The sequence below is a fragment of the Mesorhizobium sp. URHB0026 genome (assembly GCF_054059755.1).
The window spans coordinates 4,280,568-4,294,324 of sequence record NZ_JBSSCN010000001.1 but is presented as its reverse complement, the minus strand read 5'-3'; the positions used below and the strand labels follow the sequence as shown (position 1 = coordinate 4,294,324).

Sequence of the window (13,757 nt, the reverse complement as noted above, 5' to 3'; positions counted from 1 at the left end):
TGAAGATGGCAGGACGCCAGTCAGAACTTTTGTCTTCGATGGCGTGGAAATAGGCGAGGTGAGCCTCATCGAGTTGATCGAGTTCTTAATCCAGGCTCCGAGCACGATTCGTTGGGAAGTTGAGCGCTAGTCGTTGCAGTAATCTTCATAAGAGGCATAGACCTTCACGCCGTCAATCCAGTCGAATTTCGGTTTTGGCCATTCGGTGATCGATCGCGCCCAGCTTTCGCGCTGCGCCTGATGCATAGCGGATAGCTCTTCAGAGCTCATTGCAGCCACGCGCTTGCGCGATTCTGCCAGCAGTCTTGCAAGGTCAAGATCTTTTTCCATCCGAAAATCCTATCATTTCGCGATGGATTCTGCTATAGAAATCATGAGGCGGCATGGTGATGCCTTAGCGGGTCGGCGTGGGTTCAACTCCCACAACAAAGACGGTTATCGAGCGCAGTTCGAGTCTGCGCCCGCCTCGATCTTTCCCCTTCCAAAGCCTGCGTCTCAGCCCCGCGCCCGGTCATTCTCTCCCGGTGCCAATGCGAACAGGGGGTGGGTTACGGAAGCGGCTGCCATTCGAGCGCGCGCATGATCTCACCGTTATCGTGGAACAGGTGGCCATCCGCGATACGAGCGCCCGGTGCGATCATCCACCAGTGCGGATCCTTGAACTCGCCACGAAAGGTCTTGCCGTCATCGCCCTTCAAGCGGACTTTCTGGCCGTCTCGGGGTGCGGTTTCAATCGGGTTCCAGTCCATCATTTCTCTCCGGCTATCATCGGTTTCCAACCATACTCGCCTTTGTCGCTGAAACCCTTTGTCTCATGGCAGAGGACGGCATTCAGCATGCAACTTTCATCCCAGCCGGGGCTATGCTGGCCTTGGATGCCGTAGCGGTCCGCAGCAGTTTTGCCGCATGCTCCGCACACCCAGATTGCTCCTTGTGGCGCGTATCGCTCATTCATTTCAAGCTCCTTCGGAGGCTGGCGACAGGGCGGCGTCGATCATGGCTCGCCACGAATACTCCGCCTCCTCAACGTCGAAGTAGCCGCGAGTGTGATAGTATCCGTGCTTGTCCGCTTCCACACAAGCGGCCTTAGTCATCTGCTCAGTCGGCTCCCGCATGGCCTCAATAGCAGCGCGAGCGAATCCAATGCAAATCTCCCGGTAGTCAACCGTGGATGCTTCCCACGGCTGGCCGCTTTCTTTGCAGATAGCCCGCGCAACACGTTCGATCATCTCATTCATTTCAAGCTCCGTAGGTAGAAGGGACGCCAGCATCCTTTTTCTCTATCGGGTCCAGGATTTCCTTCATCAATTTATAGGTGCGCGGCGTATGCTTATTGCGATCGAAGCCGGCGCCCGTCTCATCTGCCATCGTCGCCTCTAGGCGCGGCCAATGCTCGACAAGGGCGGCCCAATATGGCGAGATTGCCGCCAACTCTGCCATGCGCTCTTTCCACTCTGGGGCTAACGCCAGAAGCCGCAAGCATCGGCCTAAGTCGCCGCCATCGGACGGGTGCGACCCCCAACGGTCTGACTTCTGCCCCATCATCACAGCCCAAATCAATTTCGATGAACTGCCGGTGTCGTCGCCGACGATCCATGCCATGGCTTTATCGTTCATTGCCTTCTCCTATTGGTTGAGAACGTCAGGCGAACAAACCGGGACAATCGCCCAGTGCTGGTTCAAATGAACCACTTCCATTTTTGGATGGGTTTCGGTCAAGCGCTTGAAAACGCTTGGTGGGCGATAGGTGGATCGAACACCTGACCCCACCCGTGTGAAGGGTGTGCTCTCCCGCTGAGCTAATCGCCCGCTCGTTGCCCGAAGGCCAAGCGAGCCGCGATATAAGGGAGGCCGACCCATTAAGTCAAGGCAGCGTCTGGTGTTGTCACACAGATCGGATTTGCGGTCTCGCCAAGGCCCGTTCCGTAGAGTTTTCATCGTCGGCGCTCAGAGTGCGGCGGCGCCGATCAACCTTTGCGCCAGATCGAGTGTCAACGCATCGAAATGCGATATCACCGCCGAGGGCTCGAACTCGCGCACATGACGGTCGGTGTAGCCGAAATCGACGGCGACGACAGGAATGCCGGCGGCCTTGGCGGTGTCGATATCGGTTTGCGAATCGCCGACCATCAGGGCGCGGTGCGGATCTCCGCCGGCGAGTTTGATGGTCTCGATCAGGTGGCGCGGATCGGGCTTGCGGAACGCGAACGTGTCCTGCCCGGCAATTGCCGCGAAATGCCTGGTCAAGCCGAGTGCTTCGATCAGCGCCAGCGAATTGGCCTGGTATTTGTTCGTGCAGATGGCCAGCAGATAGCCGGCCTTCTCAAAACGGGCGATCGCCTCGATCACGCCGGGGTAGGGGCGGGATTTGCCCGGAATGTTGTCGGTGTAGTGATCGAGGAACAGTTTCAGCAGCCGGTCGTGCTCCTCGACCTTGAGGGATCGTTGCTGCGCGGCATGCGCCCGTTCGATCATCACCCGACCGCCATGGCCGACGAAGCGTTTAAAGCCCGCTTCGTCGACTGCCGACAGTTCGCTGGCCGCTAGGCTGTGGTTGAGGCTGTCGAGCAGGTCCGGCGCCGTGTCAATCAGCGTTCCATCGAGGTCGAACACGATGATCGGGCGAGTCATGATCCATCCTGCGCAGGTTTGTGCATGGGCAGGCGATAGCGGCTGCGACGCGTTAAGGCAAGCAGACCGGCGAGACGGCCCCAAGGGCTTTGACCCGGCTTGCAAAAATGCTAGGAGCCGAAAACGCTGAAGCGCGTCGCGTCGAACGGACTCATGCGGCGCGCTTCTGGTCTTTATCTTTCATGCATGTCGTTTTCCCAAAGCCGAGGTCATTTTGGGCGACATGCATTCGGTTTCGGGGCAGCAAAGCAGCATGGATGCGAGGCTATTGAAGGTCGAGGCCGCGCGGGCGGCCCTTGCCCACGTCAGCGACGGCATGCGGCTCGGCATCGGCACCGGCACCACTGCCGAGGAGTTCGTGCGGCTGCTTGCCGACAAGGTCGCCACCGGCATGACCATAACAGGCGTGCCGACCTCTGAACGCACTGCCGCGCTGTGCCGCGAACTCGGCGTGCCGCTGTCGACGCTGGAGGAAACGCCCGAGCTCGATCTCACCGTCGACGGTGCCGACGAGGTCGACCCGGAACTGACATTGATCAAGGGCGGCGGCGGCGCGCTGCTGCGCGAGAAGATCGTGGCCGCGGCCTCGCAGCGCATGATCGTCATCGCCGACCGTTCGAAGATGGTCGAGACACTCGGCCGGTTTCCGCTTCCGATCGAAGTCAACCGGTTCGGCCTGCGCGCGACCGAGATCGCCGTGACCATGGCGGCTGGAAATCTCGGCCTTTCCGGTGCGGTGACATTGAGGATGACGGGGAGCCAGCCTTTTGTTACAGACGGCGGCCATTTTATCCTGGATGCATCTTTTGGCCGCATTCCGGATACAAGAGCGCTTTCGAATGCTCTCCACGCCATTCCTGGCGTGGTTGAGCATGGTCTTTTCATCGGGCTGGCGTCAGCGGCCATCATCGCCGGCGGCGACGGTATCCAAACTGTCCATGCCGCCCGAAAACCAGGGAGTTCTACCGATCATGATGTTGCATAACCGGGTTCGCCGTCTTTCCGTCCTTGTGGCGGCTTCGGCCGTCTTCGCGTTCTCCTCGCCTGTCTTCGCGCAGGACGTCACGGAATCGCATCTGAAGGCCGCACGCGCCGCGGTCGCCGCGATCCATGCGACCGACCCGTTCGACAACATCCTGCCGCAGGCCGCCGCGGCGCTCGAATCGCAGCTTATCCAGAAGAACCCTGACATGCAGGAACTGATCGGCAAGACGATCAACGAGAAGGCACTGGCGATGGCCTCGCGCCGTGCGGATCTCGAGAAGGAAGCGGCTCTTGCCTATGCGAAGGTGTTTTCCGAAAAGGAGCTCTCCGACATCGCGGCGTTCTACAGCTCCGAGTCCGGCAAGAAGCTGCTCGACAGCGGCCCGACCGTGACGCGTGACCTCGTCAAGGCCGCCGACATCTGGCAGAACGGCGTAGCGCGCGATCTCGCCCAGCAAGTCGGCGAGACTCTGGCTGCGGCGGCAAAAGCCAAGGCGCCGGCCGCACCCGCCGATGCGACCGCTCCCGCGGACGGTGCTGCTCCGGCGGATAGCGCAGCCCCCGCCGACGGTTCTGCGCCCGCGGACGGCACGCAGAACTGATCGAGATCTTTTCGACGGCCTTGCGGCCATCTGTGAAGCCCGGCTTGTCCGGGCTTTTCTTTTGACGGTTTGCGGCCTACCTGTCAGTCGCATTTTGGCGTTCAAGGAGCCGCTTCATGGCCGGTTATGACTACGACCTCTTCGTCATCGGCGGCGGCTCTGGAGGGGTGAGGGCAGCGCGGGTCGCCGCAGCGCTCGGCAAACGCGTCGGCATTGCCGAAGAATACCGTTTCGGTGGGACCTGCGTCATCAGGGGCTGCGTGCCGAAGAAGCTCTATGTCTATGCCTCGCAATTTCCCGAGCATTTCGCCGATGCCGTCGGCTATGGCTGGACAGTGCCGAAAGCCAGTTTCGACTGGCAGACGCTGGTAGCCAACAAGGACCGCGAGATCAGCCGCCTGGAAGCGATCTACAAGAAGAATGTCGAGGGTTCGGGTGGCGAGACGTTTCACACGCGGGCGATGATCGTCGACCCGCACGTGATCCACCTCCTGCGTGAGGATCGCACCGTCACCGCCGATCAGATCCTGATCGCCACCGGCGGCCGTCCGGCGGCGCATCCGGCGCTGCCCGGCCACGAACACTGCATCTTTTCCAATGAGGCTTTCGACCTCAAGGAACTGCCAAAGGCGATCATGATCGAGGGCGGCGGCTATATCGCGGTCGAGTTCGCCAACATCTTCCATGGCCTCGGCGTAGACACCACGCTGGTCTATCGCGGCAAGGAAATCCTCGGCCGCTTCGACATGGACCTGCGGCGCACGCTGCATGAGACGATGGAGAAGAAGGGGATAAAGATCCTTTGCCATTCCGTCTCCGAATCGGTCAGCAAGCGGCCGGACGGGCGGCTCGACGCGCAGCTCATCGGGGGGCAGGTACTGACGGTAGATCAGGTGATGCTGGCCATCGGCCGCATCCCCAACACCGAGAATATGGGCCTCGAAGGCATAGGCATCGAGATGACCGCCGCGACCGGTGCGATCAAGGTCGACCCGTATTCCCGCACCAACATCGACAATATCTGGGCGATCGGCGATGTCACCAACCGCGTGCAGCTGACCCCGGTGGCGATTCACGAAGCCATGTGCTTCGTCGAGACGGCCTTCAAGGACAATCCGACGGCGCCCGACCACGACACGATCGCAACGGCTGTCTTCTCGCAACCGGAAATCGGCACGGTCGGCCTGTCGGAAGACGAAGCCGTCAAGCGCTTCGCCGATATCGAAATCTACCGCGCCAGCTTCCGGCCGATGCGGCACACGTTGTCGGGCCGTGACGAAAAGATGCTGATAAAGCTGGTCGTCGATGGCGCTTCGCGCAGGGTTCTCGGCGCCCACATATTGGGGCCGGATGCCGGCGAAATGGCACAGCTGCTCGGCATCCCTCTGAAGGCCGGACTGACCAAGGACGACTTCGACCGCACGATGGCCGTGCACCCGACCGCCTCCGAAGAGCTCGTCACCATGTACAAGCCGACCTATCGGGTGAAGGACGGCGAGCGCGTCTGACGTGCCTGACGCGGCTCTGCCGCCGCCAGCCATGGCCGGCGGCGGCGGTCGAACCGCTACAGCAAAGTGCCGCGCAGGATGACGAGCGCCACCGAGAAATAGATCACCAGTCCGGTGACATCGACCAGCGTGGCGACGAACGGCGCGGATGCACTGGCTGGGTCGAAACCGATCCGTTTCAGGGCGAAAGGCAGCATCGATCCCGACAGCGAACCGAAGGTGACGATGCCGATCAGTGCGGCACCAACCGTTGCGGCAATCAGCAGCCAGTGCGGGCCATAGTCATAGAAGCCCATATACTGCCAGAGCGCGATGCGGCAGACGCCGACCACGCCCAGCATGGCGCCGAGCACGAGACCGGTAGGCAGTTCGCGCAACGCCACCCGCCACCAGTCACGAAGGCCGATTTCGCGCAGCGCCAACGCGCGGATGACCAGCGAGGTCGCCTGCGAGCCGGAATTGCCGCCGGAGCTCATGATCAGCGGGATGAACAGCGTCAGCACGATCGCTTTCTCCAACTCGCCCTCATAGCTTTGCATGGCATTGGCCGTCAGCATCTCGCTGATGAACAGCGCACAGAGCCAACCACCGCGCTTCTTGATCATGGCGAGAAAGCTCATCTTCATATACGGCTCGTCCAAAGCCTCCATGCCGCCAAAGCGATGCACGTCTTCGGTCGTCTCCTCGATCATCGCGTCGATGATGTCGTCGATGGTGACGATGCCGAGGATCTTGCCGTTGTCGACGACCGGGACGGCGAGCAGATCGTATTTGGAGATCGTCTGCGCCAGGTGTTCACGATCCGTCAGCGGAGTGACCGTCACCGGCACGCGATCCGGCGCTACCGACAGGATCGGGTCGTCCGGTTCACCGGTGATGAGCCGACGCAAGCCCGTCGACCGCACCAGGAGATTTGTCCGCGGATCGACGATGTAGATTGCATAGACGGTCTCGCGCGTCCGTTCGACCTTGCGGATGTAGTCGAGCGTGCGTCCGACGGTCCAGTCGGAGGGCACGCTAACGAACTCCGTCGTCATGATCGAGGCGGCGCTGCCTTCGGGATAGCCCAGAATGGAAAGCAGGGTGGCGCGCAGCGGCGGCGCCAGCGCACCGAGCAGCTCGGAGCGTGCCGGCTCGTCGAGCTCGCGCAGGATGTCGGCCGCGCGGTCGACGGACATGGCTGTGAGCAGCTTGCTCGCCTTGGGACGGGGCAGGGCCCCCGCCAGTTCGGCCGCGCCTTCGAGCTCAGGCTGGTCGAAAATCTCGACCAGCCGTTCGAAGGCTACGGCGCAAAGCAGCTCCGTCGCGGTTTCGCGCGATTCATGGTTGAGCACGTCGACAAGGTCGGCGACGTGATCGTTGGCAAGGATGCGGGCGATGGCGACGGCCTCGTCGTCCGCTACGGGGAAAAAATCGTTCATGGCTCACTCCTTGCCGTCCGGCAGGACATGAACCATTCAGGTCACGTCTAGGCGGACGGCGGTTGCGTTCGACTGTGACTGTCGCCAGGCATGGCGCGGTGACCTTTCTGCTTGCGGGTTCGCTTTTGACTGCTGCAAGCCGGCGCAACATAAGAGCGCGCCTTGCCGAGTCAATCGCCGTGAGGAAGGAAAACAGTGCCGAACGGCTCTATTCGCGAGACTGTGATCACCGTGGATCGGTCACCGTGGCAAGCCACGGTGACATCGCCGTTATTTCTGCTTCAGCCGGCGCGAGAAACGCGTCCATTTGTCCTCGACCGGCCTTGGCTGGGCCAGGATCGTGGTGAGTTCCAGCGGCAGGCTCGGGGCAAGCGGCCTCTTGGTTGCGACGCCGTCGGCGATCAGGACCATCGAGTGGTAGAACTCGGTCCCGGCAGCAGATCTCGGTGCCACGGCTTCGTGCATGACACTGATCACCGTCACATCGGGGCAGTTGTCCTTGATGGCCTGGTGGAAGGCAATCTTGCCGTCAGGGTCGAGAGCCCCGGTGGCCTCGTCAAGGAACAGCAGGCCCGGTTGCTGCAGGATGATACGAGCCACCACCAGCTTCTGCTTCTGGCCGCCCGACAGGACTTGATCCCAGCTCTTGCCCTCGCGGCTTTCATTGGCCATGTGTTCGATGAAATCGCCAAGGCCAGCCTTGTGCAGTGCCGACGCGACCTGGGTATCGCCCTGGTCACCTTCGGAGCCTGGCAGGCAGACCAGCTGTTTCAGCGACACCTGCGGCAGCTTGACCTCCTGGGCGGCATAGAAGCTCTTGACTCCCTCCGGGAAGACGATGGTGCCGCGGCCATAGGGCCAGAGGCCGTTGATCGCCTTGATCAGCGAGGTCTTGCCGCACCCGGATTCGCCTTTCAGGAAGGTCCATTCGCCGCGCCGGAAGCGCAGGTTGGCGGAACTTAGGAACGGTGTCGCATCCTCACCCTGATGCGCCAGCTCCAGCTTCTGGATGGTCAGGCCGAAGACCGGATTCTGGCTGGCGTAGTGGAAGTCGGAACGGCCGCTCTGGCTGTAGAATTCCTGCGGGTACTGGACATTCTCGATCGCGTTGGCGAGCTCCGTCACGCGCTGGCTGTTGGCGCGCAGCGTGGCGATGGCGGGCATGACATGGATGAACCAGGAACACTGGCTGATGAGCTGGGCGACCATTTCAGAGCCGGTGATGTAGCCTTTATAGTCCAAGCGGCTGTGGATGAACGGCACAAGGCCTGGAGCATAGGCGACGATACGGGCGCCGACGAAGTTGTAGATCAGCTCGAACGACATATAGCTGGTGTTGACGACATTCAGCCGCCCCCAGGTGCGATCGATGTCGACATAGAGCCGGTCGTGCATCCTCTTCTGCACGCCCTCGCCATGCGAGGCGGCGACATGGAAGCTGCGGCGCAGGAACGTCGTCAGTTCGCTACGATAACTTCCCTCGGCCTTCTGCATGCGAATATTGAGCCGTTCCAGCAGGCTGCCGAGCTTGACGGCGATCCAGGTGTTGAGGGGGACGTATGTGGCAACCGCGAGAAGGGCGAGAACAGCGCTGCCATAGCTCCCAAGGAACTCCAGGCCTTTGACCTCCACTGACGACTGCAACAGGTTCTGGCCTATAAAGTAGAGCGAAGTCGCCAACCCCAGCACGCCCATGGCGAGGCCGATCGCACCGCCGGTCATGTCCTTGATCGATTCCTGGATGCGCTGGTCGACATTGTCGGGCGCAACGATGCCGCCGTCCGCGGAACCATGTTGAGCGTGAAAATGGGTATGGTTGCCGTCGAGCAAGGCCTGGTTGAATTGGTCGTTCAGCCAGCCACGCCATTTGCGATGCAAAGTTGCCGAGACGAGATTGCGCACACCGGTGAAGCCGACATCCTTGAGCATGACCAGCAGCACCAGTATGCCGGCGTTGGTCAGGATTGTCTCCAAGGGGCTGGTGTTGGCCGCATCGTGCAGGAAGGCGATCGAATTGACCAATTCGCCCGACGCCATGGCGAACCACACGCTAGCCTTGCTGGACAGCGCTGTGAGCAGGGCTATCACCAGCGTCAGCGCCCAGGCTTCCTTCCAGCGGTCCGAGATCCAGTAGGCTCGCACGAGCCCCCAGAAACTGCGCATCGAGGATACCGGCGTCAAATGCGACCGCCCTGCGGCGTCGCTGCGTAGTCCATCCGGTACTGACTCTTGCGATCGCCTGCCGATCCGAATCACGATCCCGCCCAAACCTTTTTTGTTTTGTTACGGATGGTAACACCAATTGATCATTTTCCATTAATTTTTAAACCAGGCCTATGGGATTGCTCTCGCGGCCGTTGCACTGAGGCAACAGATTGAAGATCAATCGCCAGCAAAACGGAGGGCCAACGATCAGAAAATCTTGAAAGGTTTCAGCAGCTTGGACGCGGCGAACGGGGCTGCTGTCGATCTTCCCCTGGGGAAACCTGGCACACGGTTTCGTGATTCAAAAAATCATGAGGGCCGGGGATCAACGCCGATTCCGTGCTGCCGCGAAGTCGCCAGTATCGCATTGGAACAGCGGGAGTGCAGGATCGTTCTCTTGCCCATTCGTCGATCAAATGGGTGATCCGCACCGGCCCAATGGCAAGCGGCTCTTTCATCAGCTACGCCAAAATGGAGGAGAAGTGGCGTCCGCTGGCCCTCAGACAACCTTCTCCAGCTCGCCACGCGCCTTGGCCGCCGCGACCTGACGGATCGCATCGGCCAACGTGTCGGCATCCTGCGCGCCCATCACGGCATATTTGTCCTCGAGCAGGAAGCACGGCACGCCTGTGATGCCCATGCGCGACGCGGTGGCGATTTCCGTGCGAACCGCCTCGACATCAGCGTCACTCGGCAAGAGCGTTTCAACAACAGCGGCGTCCATTCCGGCCTCGCGGGCAGCTTCGACCAAGACGGTGTGATCGCCGATATTGACGCCCTCCTCGAAATTCAGCTGGAACAGGCGGCGCACCACTCGGTTCTGAACGTCCTCGCCGGCGGCACCGGCCCAGCGGATCAGCCGATGCGCGTCGAGCGTGTTCGGCGCCACCTTAATGGCGTCGAAAGCAAAGGAAATACCTTCAGCGTCGCCAAGCGGTTCGATGCGGGCGTGAATTTCGCGAATGCGCTCGTCGCTGCCGAACTTGGCTAGCATATAGTCGTGGCGGTCCTTGCCTTGCGGCGGAATGGTGGGATCGAGCTGGAACGGCCGCCAGCGTACATGCACTTCGACATCGCCGGCCGCGGCGATCGCCTTGTCCAGCCGCTTCTGACCGATGAAGCACCACGGGCAGACGACATCCGACACCACATCGACGGTTATGGCGTTCGCTTCGCTCATCTCGATCTCCGGGTTTCAGTTCGGTTTGCGCCACCATGTTGGCAGCTGATAACCGAATATGGGCGTCTTGCGCGGATGTTCCAGATAATTCCAGTAAGCAAGCCACTGCTGCGTATTGTACTGCATCGGCACCATGTAATTGCCGGAGATCAGCAGCCGGTCGAGAACGCGAACCGCGGCGACGTAATCCTCTTTCGAACGGGCTCGCAGCATTGCGTCGATGGCCGCATCGATCGCCGGATCGGCGACGCCGGCGAGGTTGAACGATCCCTCGGTCCTGGCCGCGGCGGACGACCAGCGCCCGATCTGCTCGATCCCAGGAGACAGCGAATTGTTGAAGCCGCTGGAGCCGATCAGGACCTCGAAATCGAAACGCTGCTTGCGCGACTGGATCTGGTCGCCGTCCAGGCCGCGGATGCTGACATTGATGCCGATCTTCTCAAGCGTGCGCTGATAGATGCCGGCCAGACGTTCTTCATCCTGCGAGGCGGTCAGAATCTCGAAGCCGAAAGGTTTGCCGTCGGAATCGATCATCGTGCCGTCCTGCACATAGTAGCCGATGCTTTTCAGAAGATCGAAAGCGGTCTTCAGCACCTTGCGGTCCTGCCCCGAACCGTCCGTCACCGGCGGTTTCCAGGTGCCGTCCATGACGTCGGCCGGCACGCGGCCGGGATAGGGTGCCAGCAGTGCCTTTTCCCTGTCATCAGCCGGATGGCCGAGCGCGGAGAGCTCCGAGTTCTGCCAGTAGCTCATCGTGCGGGTGTACTTGCCGCCGAACAGGTTCTTGTTGGCCCATTCGAAATCATAAAGCATGCCGAGCGCGCGCCGAACCAGGGGGTTGGAAAACTTCGGCAGCCTCGTGTTGAACAGAAAACCTGTCACGACGGGTGGAATGCCTGTATCGAAGGTTTCAGAGACAACGTCTCCCCTATGAAACGCCGGAAAGTCGAGATCGCGCTCGCGTTTCACCGGATCGCTGTCGTCGTCGATGGCGCAAAGACCCTTCTTGAAGGCTTCGAGCTTGGCGTTGGCGTTGAGAAAATACTCGATGGTGATCTGGTCGTAATTGTCGAAACCGCGCTTGGCGGGAACGTCCTTGCCCCAATAATCGGGGTTGCGCTTGAAGACGATGCGCTGGCCGGGCGTCACCTGCGCGATCCCGTAGGGACCGCTGCCGATTAGCGGCTTCAGCGTCGTCCTGTCGAAAGTGTCGATGTCGAAAGCGTGCTTGGGGATGATCGGCGTCAGCGCGATGATCAGGGGAAACTCACGATCGGCCTTGTCATTGAAGGTGAAGCGCACGCTATGGTCGCCCGTCTTTTCGAGCTTGGCGATCCTGGCCATGCGGTCGCTGTAGGGTGGACGGCCTTTCTGCGTATAGGCATCGTAGGTGAACAGCACGTCTTCCGGCGTCACTGGCTGACCATCCGACCATTTGGCATTCGGGTTGAGATGGAATTCGACGCTCTTGCGCTCGGGATCCAGGTCGGCGGTGTCGGCCAGAAGCCCGTAGAGGGTAAAGGCCTCGTCGGCACTGCGCTGCATCAGCGGTTCGAAGACCAGATTGCCGTAAATTGTGTCCATCATGCCGCGCGCGGTCGTGCGCAGGCTTTTCAGGATGAAAGGGTTGAGATTGTCGAAGCTGCCGACGACGCAATAGGTAATGCTGCCACCCTTCGGCGCGTCGGGATTGACGTAGCTGAAATGGGTGTAGTCCGGCGGCAGCGCCGGTTCGCCCTGCATCGCAATCGCGTGTTTCGGCTCCGACAGCGCCGGTGGCGACGACAGGCTGAAAAACGACAATGCGGTGACCAGCCAAACAAGAACGCGGCCCATGACCGTCTCCTTAACAGGTCGGCTTGATGATTCGGTGCGCACCCTAGCATGGGGCACCTGCGTGGCTGCCAATGGCGTCGTCAAGAATTACCGGTGGGCGGGCTGGATTCGACGCCGCTTGCAGTGTAACACGCCGTCCGAAGTCATTCTGTTGCCTCATTTCGGCAACAGGTAGCTGGACCACACGGCACGAAGAAGCCGGTCCCCGGGATCATTGAGAGGAAGTGCACGACATGACGAGCCTGAACAGCAACGCGTACCGCCTGTCGGTCATGGCCGCAGGCGTGGTTGGCTTTCTCGGCACAGGACTTCCCTCTGCTTCCGCGCAGCAGCAGCCGCAGATTCCGCAGGGCTGGTTCAAGGCCTGCACCAAGCAGGAAGACGTCGACATCTGCAATGTCCAGAACATCGTCACCGCTGGCAATGGCCAACTCGTCACCGGCGTCAGCCTGATCGAGCTCAAGGGCAAGGTGAACCGCAAAGTGTTCCAGGTGACGGTCCCGACCGGCCGCCTCGTGCCTCCCGGCATTGGCCTGCAAATCGACACCGGCAAGGCGCAGAAGCTCGACTATGTCATCTGCTTCCCGGATCGCTGCGTGGCGGAAGTGCCGCTGACCGATCAGCTCGTCGCTTCGTTCAAGAAGGGTCAGGGGATCACGCTGACCTCGATCAATTTCCAGAACCAGGCCAACCCGATCAAGATCGCGCTGCAGGGCTTCAGCGGCGCCTATGACGGACCGCCGCTGCAGCAGTCCGACATCGAGGACCGGCAGAAAAAGCTTCAGGACTTCGTCGCCAAGAACAACCAGGATTTCGCCAAGAAGCTCAAGGACGAGCAGGAGAAGGCGAAGACCGCCAACTGATCCGGCGTCGGCAACATATCGAGTCAAAAAAGCGGGGTCATGCCCCGCTTTTTTCATTTCTGGCCATACTCAGCATGCCGGAAGTCAGTGCCTGGACTGCCGTTTCGGCGCGTAGCACCCATCCGGCTTCTTGTCGAACATTTCCTTGATTTGCGGATGGCGGACGGGTTCTCCCGACTGATCCTCGAGCAAATTCTGCTCGGACACATAGGCGATGTATTCGGTTTCAGAATTCTCGGCGAGCAGGTGGTAGAACGGCTGGTCCTTGCGCGGCCGTACGTCGGCGGGGATGGCCTCGTACCATTCGTCGGTGTTGGCGAATTGCGGATCGACGTCGAAAATAACGCCTCGGAACGGGAACAGCCGGTGGCGAACCACCTGTCCGATCGCGAATTTGGCCGTTTTCATCGTACTCACCACTGAATTCCTTGGCTTTATTTGGCGCAGACTCCGCATCAATTCAATCCCGAGCGTCTGAGCGCCTTCAAGATACGCGGTACGCGCAACAAAGGTTCTGGTGAACGTCG

At 60.7% G+C, this 13,757-nt stretch carries 14 protein-coding genes and 1 tRNA gene; 4 read left to right on the top strand and 11 right to left on the bottom strand.

Annotated features, from left to right (window positions below; all coding sequences use genetic code 11):
• Positions 1–126: 126 nt before the first annotated feature.
• The 6 genes from ACVWWD_RS20990 to ACVWWD_RS20965 all read right to left on the bottom strand — a co-directional run bounded on the left by ACVWWD_RS20990 (position 127) and on the right by ACVWWD_RS20965 (position 2,631).
• Positions 127–330 carry a hypothetical protein gene (locus ACVWWD_RS20990; protein WP_457103307.1) on the bottom strand — a complete coding sequence of 68 codons (204 nt, stop codon included), beginning with the start codon at positions 328–330 and terminating at the stop codon, positions 127–129.
• Between the two features lie 218 nt (positions 331–548).
• On the bottom strand, positions 549–752 hold the full coding sequence (locus tag ACVWWD_RS20985; RefSeq protein WP_457103306.1) for a hypothetical protein: 204 nt from the start codon (positions 750–752) through the stop codon (positions 549–551).
• 204 nt (positions 753–956) lie between these two features.
• On the bottom strand, positions 957–1,238 hold the full coding sequence (locus tag ACVWWD_RS20980; protein WP_457103305.1) for a hypothetical protein: 282 nt from the start codon (positions 1,236–1,238) through the stop codon (positions 957–959).
• 1 nt (position 1,239) lies between these two features.
• Positions 1,240–1,617, bottom strand: coding sequence for a hypothetical protein (locus ACVWWD_RS20975; RefSeq protein ID WP_457103304.1), 378 nt, complete (start codon positions 1,615–1,617; stop codon positions 1,240–1,242).
• Between the two features lie 117 nt (positions 1,618–1,734).
• Positions 1,735–1,809 (bottom strand) — tRNA-Val (locus ACVWWD_RS20970).
• A 138-nt stretch (positions 1,810–1,947) separates the two neighbouring features.
• Positions 1,948–2,631 carry a phosphoglycolate phosphatase gene (locus tag ACVWWD_RS20965; protein WP_352547161.1) on the bottom strand — a complete coding sequence of 228 codons (684 nt, stop codon included), beginning with the start codon at positions 2,629–2,631 and terminating at the stop codon, positions 1,948–1,950.
• Positions 2,632–2,884: 253 nt separating this feature from the next.
• Here ACVWWD_RS20965 and rpiA point away from each other — a divergent pair, with 253 nt between their 5' ends.
• From rpiA to gor, 3 genes are all read left to right on the top strand, one after another.
• Positions 2,885–3,616 carry a ribose-5-phosphate isomerase RpiA gene (gene rpiA, locus ACVWWD_RS20960; protein ID WP_352574028.1) on the top strand — a complete coding sequence of 244 codons (732 nt, stop codon included), beginning with the start codon at positions 2,885–2,887 and terminating at the stop codon, positions 3,614–3,616.
• Positions 3,603–4,217 carry a DUF2059 domain-containing protein gene (locus ACVWWD_RS20955; RefSeq protein WP_023773725.1) on the top strand — a complete coding sequence of 205 codons (615 nt, stop codon included), beginning with the start codon at positions 3,603–3,605 and terminating at the stop codon, positions 4,215–4,217. The genes rpiA and ACVWWD_RS20955 overlap by 14 nt, the downstream gene beginning before the upstream one ends.
• A 116-nt stretch (positions 4,218–4,333) precedes the next feature.
• Positions 4,334–5,725 carry a glutathione-disulfide reductase gene (gene gor / locus ACVWWD_RS20950; protein WP_352547164.1) on the top strand — a complete coding sequence of 464 codons (1,392 nt, stop codon included), beginning with the start codon at positions 4,334–4,336 and terminating at the stop codon, positions 5,723–5,725.
• Positions 5,726–5,781: 56 nt separating this feature from the next.
• On the opposite strand, the gene mgtE is transcribed toward gor, so the two are convergent.
• From mgtE to ACVWWD_RS20930, 4 genes are all read right to left on the bottom strand, one after another.
• Positions 5,782–7,146, bottom strand: coding sequence for a magnesium transporter (gene mgtE, locus ACVWWD_RS20945; RefSeq protein WP_352547165.1), 1,365 nt, complete (start codon positions 7,144–7,146; stop codon positions 5,782–5,784).
• A gap of 270 nt (positions 7,147–7,416) precedes the next feature.
• The gene (locus ACVWWD_RS20940) at positions 7,417–9,309 is read right to left on the bottom strand and encodes an ABC transporter ATP-binding protein/permease (RefSeq protein ID WP_352547167.1); all 1,893 of its coding nucleotides are present in this window, start codon (positions 9,307–9,309) and stop codon (positions 7,417–7,419) included.
• Between the two features lie 541 nt (positions 9,310–9,850).
• A complete protein-coding gene (locus tag ACVWWD_RS20935; RefSeq protein ID WP_457103303.1) occupies positions 9,851–10,531 on the bottom strand; it encodes a DsbA family oxidoreductase in 681 nt (226 codons plus the stop codon).
• Between the two features lie 15 nt (positions 10,532–10,546).
• Positions 10,547–12,367 carry an extracellular solute-binding protein gene (locus tag ACVWWD_RS20930; RefSeq protein ID WP_457103302.1) on the bottom strand — a complete coding sequence of 607 codons (1,821 nt, stop codon included), beginning with the start codon at positions 12,365–12,367 and terminating at the stop codon, positions 10,547–10,549.
• 233 nt (positions 12,368–12,600) lie between these two features.
• Here ACVWWD_RS20930 and ACVWWD_RS20925 point away from each other — a divergent pair, with 233 nt between their 5' ends.
• On the top strand, positions 12,601–13,230 hold the full coding sequence (locus tag ACVWWD_RS20925) for an invasion associated locus B family protein (RefSeq protein ID WP_023784100.1): 630 nt from the start codon (positions 12,601–12,603) through the stop codon (positions 13,228–13,230).
• Positions 13,231–13,314: 84 nt separating this feature from the next.
• Here the strand turns inward: ACVWWD_RS20925 and hspQ are convergent, their stop codons facing one another.
• Positions 13,315–13,638 carry a heat shock protein HspQ gene (gene hspQ / locus ACVWWD_RS20920; protein WP_352547203.1) on the bottom strand — a complete coding sequence of 108 codons (324 nt, stop codon included), beginning with the start codon at positions 13,636–13,638 and terminating at the stop codon, positions 13,315–13,317.
• Between the last annotated feature and the right edge of the window lie 119 nt (positions 13,639–13,757).